Raw genomic sequence first — 19,444 nt, forward strand, 5'->3', positions numbered from 1 at the left:
GTGATAGGTAACTATTTCACATACGTATATAAGGTCTATCTATGAAAGGAGGAAAACATAATGAAGATAGTAGCAGGAATGGGATGTATTGATGATTATATAAAACTAGTAAAGGCTGGAGCAGATGAAGTGTTCTGTGGATATGTTCCTTATGAATGGAACAAAAAATATGGAAGTTTATTTCCTTTAAATAGGAGAGAAGTACTTTATTATAACATTCAAATAAGTTCACTTGAGGACATGAAAATACTAAAGAAAATGGTTGATTTTTATAAAGTACAAGTAAATATAACTTTTAATTATTTATACTATCTTGAAGAACAATATGAAATGATAGCTAACATAATAAAAGATTTGATAAATATTGGCTTTAATGATTTTATTGTAGCAGATATTGCGCTTATATTATATTTAAAGGAAAGGAATATAAAGTGCTCAATACATTTAAGTGGAGAATGCGCTGAGCTAAACCGGCTTTCTATGGGATTTTTCAATAAACTAAATATATCACGATACATATTTCATAGGAAAAATACAATCGAAGATATGAAATCATGTATAAGAAGCAACGAAGTAGAAAATCTTGAATATGAAGCATTTATTTTAAATGAAAGATGCCATTATACTGGTGCTTTTTGCAGCTCCCTACATTGTGATGAAATGATACATTTGTGTAAAGTCCCATATGAACTATTAAGAATAGATAAAAATGAGAGTAGTTTTTGCGAAGTTGATAAGAGAATTGAGTCTTATTACAAAGAGATAGATGACAAGGATAAGGAAGAATTCTATATAGAAAATCAATCTGATCCAGAAAATGAATATGGAAGTGAAAGCGAAGATGGAATGGAAGTTTCATATTTTATTGGAGAAACTGGATGTGGATTATGTTCGTTAAAAAAGTTAAAGAAAGCTGGCATTACTCATTTAAAGGTAGTCGGAAGAGGAAATTCTATTGAGAATATGGAAAAGAATATAAAAAGCCTAAAAAAGGCCATAGCTATATTAGATAATACTGAAATAAGTGAAACTTATGAAGAATATATAAAAAATAAGTTACTTGATGGCAAATGCAGCGGACAATGTTATTATTAAAAAGTAGGACTCACCATATAAAGGTAAGTCCTTTTATAAGTTATCACATAATATTAATATATATATTTGATAAATAATTCTTCATAATAATTCTAAAAGCATTGCAATAATTTTATCCGTAATTGTGAATTGAGAAATGTGCATTGTGAATTGCAACATATATATTAATGCAGGATTATTTCTCAGGTGAATAAAAGGAAAAGTCTAATCAATAAAATTTAAATATGCAAAATAGAACTTTATGCTTTTTTGCTAATCTTGTGTATAATAAGCGCAAGTATTTGAGTTATTATACCAAAAGTACATACCCCATACCATCCAAAGTGAGAATAGCTATAGGAACCTAAAAACGATCCAAACGCCCCGCCAAGAAAAAAGCTAACCATATAAATAGTATTAAGTCTATTACGTGTTTCTTCATTTAAAGAATGTACTCTTGCCTGATTAGATACATTACAAGATTGTACTCCTAAATCTAGAAGGATTATCCCTAAAACTAATCCCCAAATTTTGAATCCGAATAGGAAAAATAATAAATAGGAAACTATAACCACCACTATACATATACCTATAGCAAATCTTGAACCTCTTTTATCAGCTACTTTTCCAACCAGTGGAGCAGCAAGAGCACCGCTAACACCTACTAATCCAAGTAAGCCAGCTGCTTCAGCTCCCATATTGTAATGAGAACTTTCAAGTAAAAATATAAGGGATGTCCAAAAGGCACTGAAAGCTGAAAACATTAATGCACCATTGAGAGAGGATTCTCTTAAGATTGGTTCTGTTTTTATTAAGTGTATCATCGATTTTAATAACTCAGAATATTTAATGTCGGAAATAGGGTTGCATAATGGTATCAATTTTCTAAGAATAAGCATGAGAGCAAACATCATAATTGCTGCGATAAGATAAACTATTCTCCAGCCAAGGTAGCTTCCTAAGATGCCACTAACTGTACGAGAAAGTAATATTCCAATTAATAAACCGCTCATTATTGTGCCAATAGTTTGTCCTCTTTGTTGCGGATTTGAGAGCTGTGCTGCCAAAGGAATAATAAGTTGAGGGATTATAGAAGTAAACCCAACGGCAAAAGAAGAGATCGTAAGAATATATATATTTGAAGAGAAAAACATGCTCATAAGTGAAATTACTGAGAATAAAAGCATTATTACTATTAGGTTTCTCTTCTCTTTTATATCTCCTAAAGGCAATATAAATATCATTCCGATTGCATAACCTATTTGTGTGAGCATAGCTGCAAAACCTATACTTAATTGGTCAACATGAAAAGTTTTTGCTATGTCTCCTAAAAGAGGTTGAATGTAATATAGATTTGCGACTGTAAGTCCACAAGCTATTGACATGACTAAGATTAGTAATTTAGTTAATATAGGTCTAGTATTGGTATTATCTATTGATGAATTTGTTGTTAATACAGCATTAGTTGATTGATACATTTATAAATCACTTCCTTAAAATTATATAATACATATAATTGAGCAAAGGTTTAATTTACAAGTAATAAAAATTTCTTATAAATATTAATGCTACAATTATATGAGGGTTAGATTTGATAAAAGTTTATCGAATAAAATTAGTAAAAATCTTTTCTTCTCTTTCAGGAGTTTTTATAACTCCTTGACCGTTTTCGATAAGCTTCATAAGCCAGGCCATGTTCTTGCCTAGGATTCTCATAATTTGTTGTCCTTCTTCATCTTGCATTACTTCACCTGGGGCTCTTCCGTTAATTACATTCCAATAGTTTGAAGTAGGAATAATCATTTCAGAATGATTAATATAATTGTTCAATTGATCGAAGGTTGGAATTCCACCTGCACGTCTTACTGCGACTACTGCAATGCCTACTTTAAGTCTCAACATACTATCAGTAGCTTCGGCTACACGAAAAGCCCTATCTAAAAATGATTTCATTGTTCCGGCAATTGCTGAATAGTGTACTGGTGACCCTAAGATTATGCCATCAGCATCTTTCATTTTTTCAATCCACTCGTTAACTGGATCAGTAGCAATGGCACATTTACCATTTTTATTTTTGGTGCAATATCCGCAAGCAATACAACCTCTTATAGACTTGTTGCCCACATGAATTATTTCTGTTTCGATTCCTTCCTTTTCTAGTTCGTCAGTAACCAATTTTATTCCATGATAAGTATTACCTTCTTTATTTGGACTTCCGTTAAATGCTACAACTTTCATTTATTTTTCCTCCTCATAATACATATAATTTGATGAAATTTATAAGATCTATTACTTATTTGTTTTTAATTGAATATTAATAAATATAATTCCCGACATATATCTTAAAAATTCTTAATAATATAATAAGATGGTTGATAAAACTGAACGTTTAGTTTATAAATATATATTATACTAAACGTTCAGTATTGTAAATAGTTTTTTTTAAAATAAAAATTTTATTTTTAAGTCTATTAAAAGGGTACAAGAGGAATAATATCACTAACAATTAAGTCAAATGTTTAAAAGAGATAAGTTAGAATTGATAAGTATAATATATATAGTATAATAGACGTATAGTTTACTAAGTATAGGCTATAAGTTAATTACAATGGAGGTAACTACATATGGAGAAAAAGTTAGGACGTCCTCGTAGCGAGAAAACTAAAAATGCAATTCTTTCCGCTGCCTATGATTTATTGCTTGAAAGTGGTTTTGGATCTGTTACAATTGAAAAGATTGCTGAAAAAGCTGGAGTTAGTAAAGCTACTATTTATAAATGGTGGTCCAATAAGGCGGCTGTTGTTATGGATGCTTTTTTTGACGCAGCTGTTGTGAGACTCCCAGTTCCGGATACAGGATCAACTATGGATGATATAATAATTCAAGTAAATAACTTAGCAAATTTTCTAACTAGTCGTGAGGGGAAGGTAATTAATGAGATAATAGCAGAAGGACAATCTGATCAAAAATTAGCTGAAACATACCGAACAGTATACTTTAAGCCTCGTAGACTTGATTCAAGATATATTCTAGAACGTGGTATTTCAAGGGGAGAACTAAAAGAGGATTTAGATATAGAATTAGTTATGGATTTAGTTTTTGGTCCATTATTTTACAGATTATTAATAACAGGTGATATAGTAGATGAGAATTTTATAAGGAATATGGTCACTTGCGCCTTTAATGGTATAACTAAAAGTTAACATTGACGGTAATTTGATTAAGAAAATTCTAATAATACAGAAATTATTGATACTTTAGTCGGACATATTATGTTTTTTATTAAAATCATAGAAATATAAAATATAGATTTTATTGAAAGTTTATATTAATTTACTTAGAATAAATCTAATAAATTAATATAGAATATATAGTGTAAAGCTAATGCATAGCTTGTGGTGAGTTCATCTATTTGATATAATCATAAGAGTAAAAAATAACATATAGTCAGTTCGAAAGCCTCCTGACTTAAAATAAAACTACGGTTAAATAATTGATAATAGTAAAGATTAAATTAATTTGTGTTAATGGAATCTTTTATTTTTGTTGAGTATATTTATCGTAGGATTTTTCCTGCGATTTTTTTATTTTCTAGGAATATATATTGAAGCAAAATTTGTGGAGATTTTGTTCTTTGAGGGTACGGAAATTATGGGAAAGGTTGATTAAGCAGGTTACCTTTAAAAATATTATTAGTAAAATGGAGGAGTTTATATGAATAATAATAATACAGTGAAAAGGCTAGTTAAAACAGCTATCATAGCCGCACTTTACGCAGTTATAACGCTTGTTCTGGCACCAATAAGCTATGGTCCTATACAATTTAGAGTCTCAGAGATAATGGTATTACTGGCATTTTTTGATCCGTTTTATATTGTAGGTCTTACTCTTGGATGTTTTATAGCAAATATTCTTGGACCTAATGGTTTAGCAGATATAATATTTGGTACTTTAGCAACATTTATTAGTGTTTATGCTGTCTCAATTACAGAAAGGTTTGTAAAGAATAAGAAAACATCATTAGTAATAGCATCGCTTTGGCCTACCATTTTTAATGGAGTAATAATTGGATGGATGCTTAACTATATTTATCAACTTCCACTTGTATTATCAATCGGAGAAGTTGCAATTGGTGAGTTTGTTGTTGTTACAATAGTTGGTGTACCAATTGTTAGGCTTTTACAAAATAAATATAGCAGTTTTCCTTTATTTTGTAAGAATTAAGAATGAATATTTTTTACAAAATAGTATATATCAAAAGATATTGCAGTAGAGTTTTTATTGCAATATCTTTTTTTACAAACAGTAATTTTGAAAACGGACTACTAAAACAAATAGCATAGATATTAGAGAAGATAAATAAATATTTAGGATAAATAGATCCAGTAATATGATGTGTTTTCATGATAGTAAGCAGTTAAAATAAAAGAACTGTATCTATAAATGGAGCAGCTCATATTATTGGACTTTTAATTATTATATTAGAAAAAAGTGCATTACAATTGTTAAAATAGATCTATTATTGAAAGTAAAAGCACTTTATTAATAACAAAGAGTCAATAATAAACATAAATATAGCATATGTAGAATATTTATGAATAGTAATTTAAATGGATTTATAGATTAATCTTTACTGCTATATATGAATTATTGGAGAAATTATAATTAATTTTCAAGTTTGACATGAATATCCCCCTACTCTATAATTTAATTACACAATTTTTAAAAAACAAGGAAGCGAAAATTACTATGATAAGTGTTATCGAAACTGCAATTATAACTATAATAATATCATTTATATCTGGATTACTGTTAGAGTATTATAAAAATCTGGCTCCTAAAATATTATGCAATATAGGAGAGGGTGTACCACTAGAATTAAACAACAAAAAATTATGTGCATATGTTCTTACTGTGAGAAACATATCAAATAAAACAATTCATAAGTTAACCTTAAATATACAAGGGTTACAAAATGATTTGAAAATTGGGGACGCTCAAATAACGAAAGGTTTGAAATTTGATTCTTCAATAGAAGATAATATTTTAGATGTATATATACCTTTCTTAAGTAAAGATGATGAATTTTCAGCTACATTATATGTGGAAAGTAAATATGGAGAATATAAAAAGCCTGTGGTTACAATTAGATCACCTGAAAATTTTAAAGAGATACAATCAATTGAGCAAGGAGGAATAATATCCTCGTTACTTAACATGCCTAAAAATATAAAAAATTTACTTTGTAATATAACGAAGGATGATGCTTTAACTTCTAATAGAGGGCGCAGATCTACAGTAAATAAGGGACAAACTGCTAAGAAAATATCTGGTAAAGAAAATAGTAAGAGATTTGGTAGAGATAAAAATTCATATAACAATAGAAAAGCCCTAATAGCTATTATATCAATCATTTTAATTATAAGCATTGGAGCATTAGGAGCATTATATTTTCAAGAGATGTCTACTAATGCAAAAACTTCAGATGAAAAAACTGAAGTTCAGAAGGAATCAACGAGTGAATCGCAGTCAGAAGGTGAACAGACTAAAAATGCAAATGAAAAAACGCCGACAAGTGGAAAAAATAAAAATTCTCCAGTAAAAGTTTCAGGTAATGAAGCAAATAAAGATTCAGGCGCAAAGACACCACAAAATGGAGATACTGGAACTCCAGATACAAAGACACAAGCAGGTGGAGCATCGGGAAATTCAGATATGAAAACATCAACAGATGCAAATAGTCAAAGTAATACAGATACAAAAGTATCAACAAGTGGTGGAACAAATGGAAGCACAAACTTAAAGCCTCCATCAGGCACATCAAGTGAAAATACAGATGCAAAAGCATCAACAAGTGGAGCAAATGGTAATACAGATCAGAAAACATCTACAGATGGAACTACTAAAAATGTGGATACAAAGTCATCGGCAGGTGGGACAACTGCAAATTCAGGAAATTAGTGTGAAATGTACTTTGTCAGAAGTAATATAACAGCAATCATTAAAAAATTAACCTCTTCACTATTATACATGAGGATATAATAGTGAAGGGGATTTTTTATATTATATTTTTAGAGTTTTATATCATGGTAAAGTAAGATCATCTTATTTATAAAAGCGTTATATTTAAGAGAAATAGTTTAAAGTGAGAAATAAATGTGAATATTTTATATAAATAGTATACTAAGAATAAAGAATTAAACTATAATGGTTAATGTTAAGTTAATATTATAAAAAATTGGAGATATATATGAATAAAATAGATACCTTAAAAATTTCAAACTACGATAAGTTTAGGTGCACAGCTGATAAGTGTAAATTCACATGTTGTGAAGGATGGGATATTAGTGTAGATGACAATACATATAATAATTGGAAAAATGATAAAGCTAATAATATTTTAAGCAATGTAAAAGCAAAAAGATGTGAAGGTAAAGATGAGTATTTTATAAATAAGAAAACAAATGAAGCATGCCCACTTTTAGACAGCCATGGATTATGCAATATAGTAAAAGATCATGGGGAAAATTATTTATCTTTAACATGCCAAATGTTTCCTAGAATAGAAAATGTTTTTAAGGATAGAAGAGAGTTTTCATTATCGTGTTCATGTCCAGAAGTATTAGAGCTTATAGGTAGTGAGACTGGCAAAATAAATATGACTTCAGAAAGTCATAATAATTTAGAAAGTAATGCGTTAGAAATTAAAGTTAGAGAAACCGTCATAAACATAATACAGCAAGAAAAATTCTTACTAGAAGATAAGCTTATTATTAGCTTTCAAATGCTATCGACTATTTTAGAAAATGAGAATCTTGGAGAAGATGTTTTATTAAAAGAATTAGAAAAGTATAAGGATAGGAATTATGTAAAAGAGATTATTGACATGTATAAGGAAATAAAGATAAACACAAATGACTCCGTTGAGGAAGTCAATAATCTATTTTTAGATATCATAGAGAATTATAAAGACGTTTCTGTTTTCAATATTCTTTTAAAAGATATTGCTAATTTCGCGGAAAATGCTAAAATTAAAAAACTTTCATCTAAATGGAATGATTATAAAAGTTTATTCGAGCGATATAGCAGCTTTATTGAAAATTGCATTATATCTAAAATTTTTAGCAATTGTATCAGTGATGATATAGAAGAGATGATTATTTCATTCCAAATGATTATATTAGAGTATTTATTGTTAAGGTATTCCTTATTCTTAAAATATTGCATGGGCAATAAAATAGATGAGGAAGACATAAAGAATTACACTGTAGCTTTTTCAAGAATAATAGGTAATAATACTGATGCTATGATAGAATTCATTAGGGATGGTTTTGGAGATGATATTTTAGAGATTGGATATTTGTGTTTTATAACTTTAGTTTAATATTACAAAAAATATAAAAATAAGTATTTCTTATACTGATATCATTCTTATTTATATAGAACATTGGATTTATCTTTAATATGCTTTATAATTAAACTTATAATCACAAAAAGTCTAAATTAGTATAAGATTCAAAGTCTTTACTGAATTTGTGAAATTCTGACACTGGATTATTTTAGGAGACATAATAATCCAGTGTCAATTTGGTAACACGTTTATAATGATATATATGCCATAATTTTAGAATTAGGTGGCATTATGTTTTATTTTAAATATAAAACTGTAGAATATTGCAAGATATATTTAGTATAATGGAGTGTATGAGGTGATGTTTTTGAAGTTAAACATTTTTTTTTGCTTGATACTATTATTATCTGCGTTAACATTAATTTATATAGGATATTTTTCATGGAAAAAAGATAAATTATATGTTTCAATGTCTTTGATTCCTGTATCAATTTATGCACTAGGATATGGATTTGAAATATTATGTACAAGCATCGAAGGAGTGAAATTCTGGATTAAAATAGAATACTTAGGTATTCCATTTATAGCTGTATGTTGGTTAATGCTTGCACTTAACTTTACAGGGTATAAAGAGAAGTTTAAAAGGAATACTCTATCATTACTATATATAATACCTTCAATTACATTTATTCTGAATTGTACGAATGATTTTCATCATCTATTCTATAAAGAACTATATATGAATGATACTGGAGTTTTTCCAATAGTAGGCATAATAGAAGGGCCATGGTATTGGATACATATTGCTTATACATACATTCTAATGATTGCAGGGTTAATATTTTTTGTATCAGCATATTTAAAATCAGCATCAATTATTAGAAAACAAATTTTGCTTATAATAGTTGCATGGGTAATTCCGTGGGGATCGGATATCATTTATATATCGAAGCTTTTACCATTTACTCTTGATTTATCTCCATTTACGCTTGCTTTTTCAGGAATAATTTATAGTTTTGCCATATTAAGATTTAAATTTTTAGAGCTTACACCAATAGCGTTAAACAAAGTATTTTCCAGTATGCTAGAAGGTGTTATAATATTGGATTCTGAAAATAATATAGTAAATTTTAATGATTCAGCCAAAAATATTATTCTAGAGTTAAGAGAAATAGGTCAAGGAGAACACAAGATTGATGAAGTATTTAGGAAACACGAAACATTATTAAATGTTATAAAGAATGGTTTCAGTAATGAAAGATTGATGAGCATAAGTTATGAAGAACAGCTAAAATATTATAAGATAAATATTAATAATATATCTGAAAATAATGGTAAGATAATTGGTAAAATACTAATTTTAACTGATATTACTGAGATTGAAGTGCAAAGAAAAAAAGTATATGATAATGCAAAATTTCTTCAAACACTTATTGATGCTATTCCTAATCCCATATATTCTAAGGATGAATTTGGAGTATATAATCATTGTAATGTAGCATTTACAGAATTTTTGGGAATGAGTAAAGAAGAATTCTTGGGAAGTACCGTTTATAATATTTTCGAAAAGGAACTAGCTGAAGTTTATAGTAATTCAGATAAGAATATAATGAGTGAAAAGCAATCTCAAGCTTATGAAGAACGACTTACACATAAAGATGGCACATATCATGATGTAATCTTTAATAAATCAGTTGTTGTAAATGAAGATGATAAAGTTAAAGGATTAGTTGGTGTTATAATAGACACTACTGAACAAAAAAAGAGCAAGGAAAAGATAAGTAAATTATTAAAATTAAAAGAGTCTATGCTGAAAATAGGGTACTCAATTAACGAGATATCAAATATTAATAATTTACTACAATTAATATTGAATGAAGTTATTAATTGCATAGACAGCAGAAGTTGTGGGTCAGTATTGCTTCTAGATAAAGATAAAAGTTTAAAAATAGCTGTGGCTAAAGGCTATAGCTTGGAGGATATTAAAGCATTCGAATTAAAGTATGAAGAGCACTTTGCATGGGCTAATGAGAGAAATAATATAGATAAAACAACTATTTTCAATGATATTCATAAAATAGAAAATATAAAAATGCTAGATACGGCAGAGGGAATAAAAATAAAATCTATTATCAGTTCACCTATTATTATAGATGGTGAATTATATGGATTTTTGAATATTGATAGTATTTACAATAATTGTTTTAATGAAGGAGATTTGGAATTAATGGAATACATGAGAAATCAAGTTTCTGTTGCAATTACTAATCATAAACTTCATGAGAGAACTTTATATTTATCTAGATATGATAAATTAACTAATGTATGTAACAGAACGTGGTTTGAACAATTAATTCACAGTGAAATTTATAATGAAGATAAGAATATAGAAGAATTTTTCCTTGTAGTTTTTGACTTAAATGATTTAAAGCTTGTTAATGATAACTATGGCCACTTGGCTGGGGACGAATTAATTAAGGAATTTTCAAAAGGCTTAAATGCTTTGGCTGGAGAGGGAGATATTATAGGAAGATTTGGTGGAGATGAATTTGTAGGAATCTTTTTGAATTCAGATTTAGTAAGTTTAACTAATAAGCTGGAAGAACTGATTAGAAAGTTTAGAGACTGTCCACTAGTATTTGAAGGAAACAAAATTGTTTGTAGTTATAGCTATGGTATTGCTAACTTCCCAAGAGAAGGAATGGAATTTAATGAATTAATAAAGAGCGCTGATAGACGTATGTATGAGTATAAGCGCAAACTAAAAAGTAAAAGAGCATTATTAATAGGTGTATAATAAAAATGATCAATGATTTTTAAATGTGAATCATTGGTCATTTTTAATTTTTTATATTTTGATTAATATGGGAATGAGTGATAGCGCTCATAAAAATCTAAATAATAATTAGATTTTATATTGATCATTTAAGTTGTAAATTAGATATAAAAAGTAGAACAATACAAATAATTGGGAATTTGCTGTATAATTTATATATACTAATAAAAAAGCAAGGAGGTTAAAATGAAAAAATACAGGCAGATTATAAGAAGAAGAATATTTTTATCAATGATATCTAACCCAATATTTGTATTTATATATTGTGTTTCGCTTTATGAGTTATATACGATTTCTAGGTTTGGAAGATTTCATAATAACACTATTATATTTCTTGGATGTATAACATTACTTTTAGCGTGGCTTATATATGTAATAATAAGAAGTATAAGAAACCCTATAAGTGTGCCACAACAGATTATAGAAAAATATAAATTTAATGAAAGTAATATAAAAGTTTTACAAGAAGACGAACTAGAGGTAGATTTTCAAGATATAAAGTCATTCAGAATAAATAGAAAATATGCTGTTATAACACTTAGAAATAGAGACATATTAGTTTTAAGTATGATAGATAGAACAGATGAAGAAATAGGCATAATAAAGAAGAGCTTGAATGATGGAAAGATTTTTAAATCAAATTATAAAACTATATGGATCTATATAGCTATGATAGTTATAGCTGCTGCAACATTATTTTACGGAGCAAAAATATATAATGATACAATAAGCTATAATGGAAAACTTTCATGGTTTTTAAGTGATTTGAAAAACAAAAAGAAAGTGAAGTTCGAACATAACAATATATATGAAAATGGAATAGAAGGTATTTTCACAGACATTAATAAAGAAATTCATATGCCAGATAAATTGTATGTTTCAAGTAACTTTAATCTAAATTTTAATTCGGATGGAACAATTACGTTGTTTGATACATATCTTTATGGAAAAGATAATAAGGGTAAGTTAGAAAGTTATTTAATAAGTTATAATAGCGACAAATCAGATAAAATAACAATATATTTAAATGGACATGTAAATGCTGATTATAATGAAGATAAATTGTTAGAGCCATTGCTAAGTACAATGAAAGCTATCCCACTTAAGGATACAGTGAGCAAATGGAATGAAAATAAATATGGGATTCTTTATTACGGTAATCGAAGTTTTGGATATAATACTGATGGAATTACTTATATTAATCCAGAAGGGGGCACAAAAGCAGCTTCAAATGCATCTTCAGAGATAATAGGCTATGCTGTTTCAGTATTCGTACCTAGTAAAGAAAAAATATATACTCCAGCTAGATATATTCTAACAGAAGATTTAAATAACATTAAGGCGCATACGCCTTTAAAAGAAGACAAAGATAAAAGTAGTTCTCAAAAATCAAATAATCAGGATGAATTTTATATGTCTGATCAAGTTGGTTATAGGTTAGAAGTGACTGGGGCTGCAGCTGGAAGCAGATCGTATTCTTTGAAGAGCACAATTAATGGGGGAAATACATGGAAAATTGTAAATGAAGATCCTTTTGCAGGGAAAACAGGAGTGGCAGCTGGAATAAGTTTTTTGAATGATAAACTTGGTTTTTTATGTTTGTCTCATAGTGGTGGCAGTAATGGAGAATTGTATCGTACCGAGGATGGCGGTGTATCTTATAAAAAAGTAAGTTTTCCAGAGAGAAAAGTAACACTAGATAATGGGGAAAAATATAATCCTTTTGATTTGCCAGATATGCCTTATGAGCAAGATGGAATCCTTAATGTTTTAATAGGTCAAGGATCTGATGGAGATTATAATGGAGGATGCAAGGCTTTGTATGAATCAAAAGATGAAGGGTTAACATGGGAATATGTAAAAGAAGTTGATAGTAAATGATTTTTAGTTTTTCTTTCCAATATGGTAATCCAAATTTTAGCATAGTGAGTTTGGTAAAAATAAATGTAAAAATCCCTATAATTAATGACAACTAGAAATCCAGATAATTTGGTTTTAAGATATAAAATAGGAATGTGATGGATTAATATGTATATAAATTATTCATTACATTCCTATTTTATATATATTTCTATAATGAGTTATGGCTTTAGTTTCAATGATAACTGAGCTATTTATTATTTTCATTATGAAAGACCTAAGACAACAGGAGTAGATTTATATCCTATCCCAATTCTATCAATTCCCATATCAATCAATTTTAGAAAGTGCTCTCTTGTCTTTATGGCACCTGAGGCCTTAATTTTACAGCGATCCTTCGCAGTATCCATTATTATTTTTATGGTTTCAGGGGTAGCACCTTTGCTAGCAAATCCTGTTAGGAAATTAGTTGATGTCTTAATAAAATCAACACCAGCTGAAATAGCGACTTCTGTAGATTTTTTTATTTGATCTAATGTTAGAGCATCAGTTTCAAAAATTGCATTTACAAGAATATCATAATCATGACACACATCAACGACAGCTTTTATATCAGCCTCAACTGAGTGCCACAAATTACTTCGTGTCCAGCCACAATTTGCAACTATATCAAGCTCATCAATTCCTTGCTTGCAGCATTCTTCTGCTTGTAAAATTTTTGAGGATGTTGCTGATGTACCAAAAGGAAAATCACATACAACACATATCCCAGTTTGAGTTTCAGCTGTTAACTCTTTAGCAATATTTATTGAGGATGGATAGACACAAACTGTTTTGCATTTATAATCTACACCTTTTTGAATATACTTTCTAATTTCATCTAAAGTAAATTCTGGCTTTAGCACTGATTGATCAATGTAAGATCCTAATTCCTCTATAGTCATTTCGGCAGCTTTTTTTGTTGGTATCATAATTTTCGATAACACCTATTTAGTATTTAATATTCTAATGTAGTAATTATGCAGTATTGAATATTATTTAGGTATTCCTCCTTTTGAATATATTATAATGTAGTTTTACTACAATGTCAATTGATATAATGTAGTAAAACTATTTACAATATAAAAGAATTATCTTAGAATAGTATTAAAGAAATATTGAATTTGTAGTTTTACTACATTAGTGTAATATATATTTAAGGAAAACTGCAAAACAAAGGATGTGGATGAATTGAACCATACTGAGTCTTACGAATATAAAATAAAAAATATGTATAATCTACTGAGATCGTCTGAAAAAAAAGTGGCTGATTATGTATTATTAAACGGGCATTCTGTTTCTACAATGACTTTAGCTGAGCTTTCTCGTCAAGTAGGGGTTAGTGAACCAACAATTATACGTTTTGTGAAAAGTATAGGTTGTAGTGGATATAGTGAATTTAAGATGGCATTAATGAAAGAGTGGGGAAGGGAATCTGTAGATAAGCAGTATGATTCCAAATTACTAGTAGAACTTCACATTGATAGAGATGGAAAAATAGAAGATGTGCCAGTAAAAATGATTGGACTTACTATAAAGGCTTTGGAAGATACTTTAAAAATAATTGATATTGATAAATATAAAAAGGCAATAGAAATGATTAGAAGCTCAAATATCATTGATGTTTACGGTGTGGGTAATTCGGGAAGTGTTGCTAGTGATATTAGAAATAAATTTTTACGTATAGGATTAGAGTGCAGAGCATACTCTGATAGCAATATACAGCAAATCTGTGCAAGTCATCTAACAAGTAATGATCTTGCCATTGGTGTATCCCATTCAGGAAGCACAATAGATACTGTAAATGCTTTAAAAATAGCAAAAGAATCTGGGGCAAGAACTATTGCATTAACAAATTTTAAAGCACCAGCTATTTCTGAATATGCAGACATAACATTTTTTACTGGTGGTGAAGAAACTACATTTTATAGTGAGACAATGGTTTCTCGCATATCGCAGTTAGCTATTGTGGATATGCTTTATATGGGAATTTTGCTAGATGATTATGATTTATATACTAAACGCCTTGAAAAAATTAATCTTTTACTTAAAGAAAAGAATTATTCAAAGAAATAGAAAATATAAATTTGCATAACTAGATCAGTAAAAATAGTGCATATAACAAAGAAAAAGCTTCTTTGTTATATGCACTATTTTCTATTATATGATTATATTTTAGCAAAGATTTTGATTAATCACCAATTTAGCTAGGGGATTCAAAATATGGCATCATTTGAATATTTAAAACTAATCTCTAATAGGTATTATAGTACTTCGAGTATTTCAACTGAATATTTTTCACCTGGAGCATTGACTTCAACAATATCACCAGCTTTATTCCCAGATAATGCTTTACCTAAGTCTGATTCAATACTTATAATCATATTTTCTGGATCGAGATCCATAGTTGTTACTAGAGTTACAACAACTTCATCATCATCTTCGACAAACCTAATTCTAGCTTTGCTATTAATTCCTAGTACTGATTTATCTATACTATCATCATCTATTACCGTTGCAGTTGAAATCATAGTTAATAGATACTGGATTCTATTATCATTTTCTCTATAGTTTCTGCAAGCCTCTTTATATTCAGCATTTTCTGATCTATCTCCGTGAGCAGCAGCTACTAATTTCTCTTTTGCTATTTCAGCTCTTTTAACTGTCATCCTATAATCTAATTCTTCTCTTAACTTTTTAATATTTTCTTCAGTTAGAATATTATTCATAAGAAAGCTGACCTCCTAAAATATATTATGAGAATATTATATAATATATAGGAAGAAAAGTTAAACAACTAATACCTTTTATTTTTTATAAAAATGACCGCGATAATATTTTATGAAAACATTGACATGCAGTTATAGATATGCTAGAGTGAAAAATGTGATATAGTATGTGACTTGTAGGTAGGCATTAACTATACATAAATATTTATTAAAGATGTTTATGTTGGTTAATGTTTTTTTGCACACAAAAGGCATGATAAGGCATTCATAATGTGCAAAAATAATCCTATGAAGGAGAAGAATTATGAAAGACAAAGTTTTTGGCGTTTTGCAACGTGTAGGAAGATCTTTTATGCTTCCAATTGCTATTTTACCAGTAGCAGGTTTATTTTTAGGTATAGGTGAGTCATTCACCAATAAAACAATGCTTGATACGTATGGACTTACAGGCTTAATTGGACCTGGCACATTTGCTAATTCACTTTTTTCAGTAATGAATGATGCAGGAAACATTGTGTTTGAAAATTTGCCTTTAATATTTGCAATAGGGGTTGCAATAGGCATGTCTAAGAAAGAAAGAGAAGTTGCAGCGTTAGCAGCAGGAATTGCATTTCTTATAATTCACGCATCAATTGGTGCAATGATTAAAATTCATGGTGGAACAGATGCTCTTTTAAGTGGTGCATCAACTGAAGTACTTGGTATAACTTCATTACAAATGGGTGTTTTCGGTGGTATTATCGTAGGACTTGGTACAGCAGCATTACATAATAAGTATTATAAAATTGAATTACCACAAGTATTATCGTTTTTTGGTGGAACTAGATTTGTTCCTATTATAAGTTCAATTGTATATTTAATAGTTGGAATCTTAATGTTTTATATTTGGCCTCCAGTTCAAGGTGCTATTTACAAAGTTGGAGATATAGTGCTTGCATCAAGTTATGCAGGAACATGGGTTTATGGTTTAATGGAACGGCTACTAATACCTTTTGGACTTCATCACGTATTTTATTTACCATTTTGGCAAACAGCTGTTGGAGGCACGGCAGAAGTAGGTGACAAAGTTATTGAAGGTGCCCAAAATATTTTTTTTGCAGAACTAGGAACTCCAGGAATAGCGCACTTCAGTGTTTCTGCAACAAGGTTCATGTCAGGTAAATTTCCGCTCATGATATTTGGTTTGCCAGGAGCAGCACTAGCTATGTATAAATGTGCTAAACCAGAAAAGAGAAAAGCGGTGGGTGGATTATTATTATCAGCAGCACTAACTTCAATGCTTACTGGTATAACAGAACCAATTGAATTTACATTCTTATTTGTAGCACCAGTACTGTATGGAATTCATTGTGTGTTTGCGGGACTTGCTTATATGTTAATGCACATGTTAGGTGTTGGAGTTGGTATGACCTTCTCAGGTGGATTTATTGATTTATTCTTATTTGGTATTTTACAGGGAAATGCTAAAACGAGCTGGATGTGGATTGTTATTGTAGGAATTGTATATTTTGTAGTATACTATTTATTATTCACTTTCTTAATTAAAAAACTTGATTTAAAGACTCCAGGTCGTGAAGATTCTGGTGAGGTTAAGCTTTATACTAGAAGTGATGTAGAAGCAAAGAAGAATGATCAAAATGAAGATGCAGACGAACTTTCTGCTATGATATGCAGAGGTCTTGGAGGAAAGAACAATATTTCTGATGTTGACTGCTGTGTAACTAGATTGCGTTGTACAGTACATAACTCCGAATTGGTGAATGAGGATTTGTTAAAGCAAACTGGAGCATCAGGAGTATTTCACAAAGGTGTAGGTGTTCAGATAATGTATGGTCCAAAAGTAACTGTTATAAAATCAAATTTAGAAGATTACTTAGTTACAGCACCAGATAAGGAAAATGCTAGTTATACAATAATAAAAAAAGAACCAGAAAAAGATACTAAAAAAGGTATTGAAAAAGACGTTCAAGGAAAAGTTATAAGTACAATAATTTTAAATAGTCCATTAACAGGCGAAGCAAAAGATTTATCAGAAGTACCAGATGAAGTATTTGCGAGCAAGATAATGGGAGATGGAGCTGTGGTTATTCCAAGTGATGGAAATGTTATAGCTCCAGCAGATGGAGTAATAAGTTTTGTATTCCCATCAAAACATGCATTGGGGTTAACAACAACTGATGGACTTGAATTACTTATTCATATAGGAATAGATACAGTAAAGCTTGATAGAAAAGCCTTTGAAACTTATGTGGAAGAGGGAGATAAAGTACAAGCTGGAGATAAAATATTAAGCTTTGACTTAGAATTTATAAAAAATAATGCACCATCTATTGCATCACCATGCATATGCACTGCATTGAATAGCAATCAAAAGGTGCGTTTGTTAAAAATTGGAGATATAAAAGCTGGAGAAGCTTTAATTGCAGTTGATGTATTTGAATAATATATAAGGATGAGGAGGCATAAAATGTTTAGAGTGATAAAAGCACTAAATCATAATGGTGTACTCGCTATAAATATGGATAACTATAAAGAGTATATATTACTCGGAAAAGGTATAGGTTTTGGTAAAAAAGTTAATGAACGTATTGAAGCTCCAGAAAATGCACATATATATCTTTTGCAACAAGAAACTGAAAGAGGATTGACCAAGGAGATAATAAACAATATAGAGCCTCAGATCTTAGAAATTGCGAATAATATTATTGTAGAAGCAGAAAAGAAATTTCAGGAAGTAGACGAGAACATTTTATGCCCACTTGCAGATCATATTGCATTTGCAGTAAAAAGAATAAAAGATAATGAACAAATTAGTAATCCGTTAACACAAGACATCAAAGCTTTATTTCCAGAAGAATATGAGGTAGCCTGCAAAGGAAAAGATATTATTAAAGAAATAGAAGGAATTGAAATAAATGAAGATGAGATTGGCTATATAGCGCTTCATATTCATTCAAGCCTGGGAAATGAAAAAGTATCACAAGCAATGCAAGTAGCAATGTTAGTTAGGTCATGCATTACGTCAATTGAAGAGAGTACAGGAAAGACAATAGATATAGAATCATTATCCTATAATCGTCTTATGAACCATATCAAGTATATGGCGGCAAGAATGTTAAAAGGGGAAACAATAAAACTTGATATGAATGATTACATTAGTGAAAGATTTCCAAAGTCATTCGAAATTGCTGAAGATATATGTGTGAAATTGGGTAAGGAGTTAAGAAAAGAGATTAAGGCTGTAGAAATAGGATACCTTGCAATGCACATTGAAAGGGTATTCTCAGATGAATTAGAGGATTAGAATATATATAATATAATTTTAATGGAATTATAAAAATTTAAGGTTGCGTTTTATTGAAACTAGAGCTCCACGATAATTTATCGCGGGGCTTATTTTTTTGGGGGAATTATAATAAAGTCAAATCTGTGAATAATTTTTGAAGATATTAGAAATATACAGCCTGTGAAGTAGATTTTGTATTTCTATAAAAAACAAAACAAAAAATTATGGATATTTATGTCTTAGAATGAGAATTTTAAAGGGAGATAGAG

Annotated in this window: 14 protein-coding genes; 10 read left to right on the top strand and 4 right to left on the bottom strand. The window is 29.3% G+C overall.

Features of this window, described 5'->3' with window-relative positions:
- Positions 1-60: 60 nt before the first annotated feature.
- Complete coding sequence (locus PZA12_RS04320) at positions 61-1,095, top strand: U32 family peptidase (protein ID WP_103698445.1); 1,035 nt, start codon at positions 61-63, stop codon at positions 1,093-1,095.
- A gap of 239 nt (positions 1,096-1,334) precedes the next feature.
- Here the strand turns inward: PZA12_RS04320 and PZA12_RS04325 are convergent, their stop codons facing one another.
- Both PZA12_RS04325 and PZA12_RS04330 read right to left on the bottom strand, forming a co-directional pair.
- A complete protein-coding gene (locus tag PZA12_RS04325; RefSeq protein ID WP_103698446.1) occupies positions 1,335-2,552 on the bottom strand; it encodes an MFS transporter in 1,218 nt (405 codons plus the stop codon).
- A gap of 124 nt (positions 2,553-2,676) precedes the next feature.
- Positions 2,677-3,312, bottom strand: a complete 636-nt coding sequence (locus tag PZA12_RS04330) for a flavodoxin family protein (protein ID WP_011968084.1) — start codon at positions 3,310-3,312, stop codon at positions 2,677-2,679.
- Positions 3,313-3,698: 386 nt separating this feature from the next.
- Here PZA12_RS04330 and PZA12_RS04335 point away from each other — a divergent pair, with 386 nt between their 5' ends.
- From PZA12_RS04335 to PZA12_RS04360, 6 genes are all read left to right on the top strand, one after another.
- Entirely contained in the window at positions 3,699-4,277 is a 579-nt protein-coding gene (locus PZA12_RS04335) for a TetR/AcrR family transcriptional regulator (RefSeq protein WP_011968085.1), read from the top strand.
- A gap of 511 nt (positions 4,278-4,788) precedes the next feature.
- Positions 4,789-5,298, top strand: a complete 510-nt coding sequence (locus PZA12_RS04340) for a QueT transporter family protein (protein WP_077840041.1) — start codon at positions 4,789-4,791, stop codon at positions 5,296-5,298.
- Positions 5,299-5,823: 525 nt separating this feature from the next.
- Positions 5,824-7,035 carry a hypothetical protein gene (locus PZA12_RS04345; RefSeq protein WP_103698447.1) on the top strand — a complete coding sequence of 404 codons (1,212 nt, stop codon included), beginning with the start codon at positions 5,824-5,826 and terminating at the stop codon, positions 7,033-7,035.
- Between the two features lie 289 nt (positions 7,036-7,324).
- Positions 7,325-8,458: a flagellin lysine-N-methylase gene (gene fliB, locus PZA12_RS04350; protein ID WP_103698448.1), complete on the top strand. Its 1,134-nt coding sequence runs from the start codon at positions 7,325-7,327 to the stop codon at positions 8,456-8,458.
- A gap of 328 nt (positions 8,459-8,786) precedes the next feature.
- On the top strand, positions 8,787-11,222 hold the full coding sequence (locus tag PZA12_RS04355; protein WP_103698449.1) for a histidine kinase N-terminal 7TM domain-containing diguanylate cyclase: 2,436 nt from the start codon (positions 8,787-8,789) through the stop codon (positions 11,220-11,222).
- Positions 11,223-11,447: 225 nt separating this feature from the next.
- Entirely contained in the window at positions 11,448-13,142 is a 1,695-nt protein-coding gene (locus tag PZA12_RS04360) for a WD40/YVTN/BNR-like repeat-containing protein (RefSeq protein ID WP_103698450.1), read from the top strand.
- 245 nt (positions 13,143-13,387) lie between these two features.
- On the opposite strand, the gene deoC is transcribed toward PZA12_RS04360, so the two are convergent.
- Positions 13,388-14,092: a deoxyribose-phosphate aldolase gene (gene deoC / locus PZA12_RS04365; RefSeq protein WP_103698451.1), complete on the bottom strand. Its 705-nt coding sequence runs from the start codon at positions 14,090-14,092 to the stop codon at positions 13,388-13,390.
- Between the two features lie 250 nt (positions 14,093-14,342).
- Between deoC and PZA12_RS04370 the strand changes: the two genes are divergently transcribed.
- Positions 14,343-15,236, top strand: coding sequence for a MurR/RpiR family transcriptional regulator (locus PZA12_RS04370; protein WP_242984842.1), 894 nt, complete (start codon positions 14,343-14,345; stop codon positions 15,234-15,236).
- Positions 15,237-15,424: 188 nt separating this feature from the next.
- Here the strand turns inward: PZA12_RS04370 and PZA12_RS04375 are convergent, their stop codons facing one another.
- Complete coding sequence (locus PZA12_RS04375; protein WP_017209479.1) at positions 15,425-15,889, bottom strand: GreA/GreB family elongation factor; 465 nt, start codon at positions 15,887-15,889, stop codon at positions 15,425-15,427.
- A gap of 304 nt (positions 15,890-16,193) precedes the next feature.
- On the opposite strand from PZA12_RS04375, the gene PZA12_RS04380 reads away from it, so the two are divergent.
- A complete protein-coding gene (locus PZA12_RS04380) occupies positions 16,194-18,332 on the top strand; it encodes a PTS transporter subunit IIABC (protein WP_103698453.1) in 2,139 nt (712 codons plus the stop codon).
- A gap of 24 nt (positions 18,333-18,356) precedes the next feature.
- A complete protein-coding gene (locus PZA12_RS04385) occupies positions 18,357-19,193 on the top strand; it encodes a PRD domain-containing protein (RefSeq protein WP_078116063.1) in 837 nt (278 codons plus the stop codon).
- Positions 19,194-19,444 lie beyond the last annotated feature (251 nt).

It is taken from the genome of Clostridium beijerinckii (assembly GCF_036699995.1).
In the GTDB taxonomy this organism is placed as follows: Bacteria; Bacillota; Clostridia; order Clostridiales; family Clostridiaceae; genus Clostridium; species Clostridium helianthi.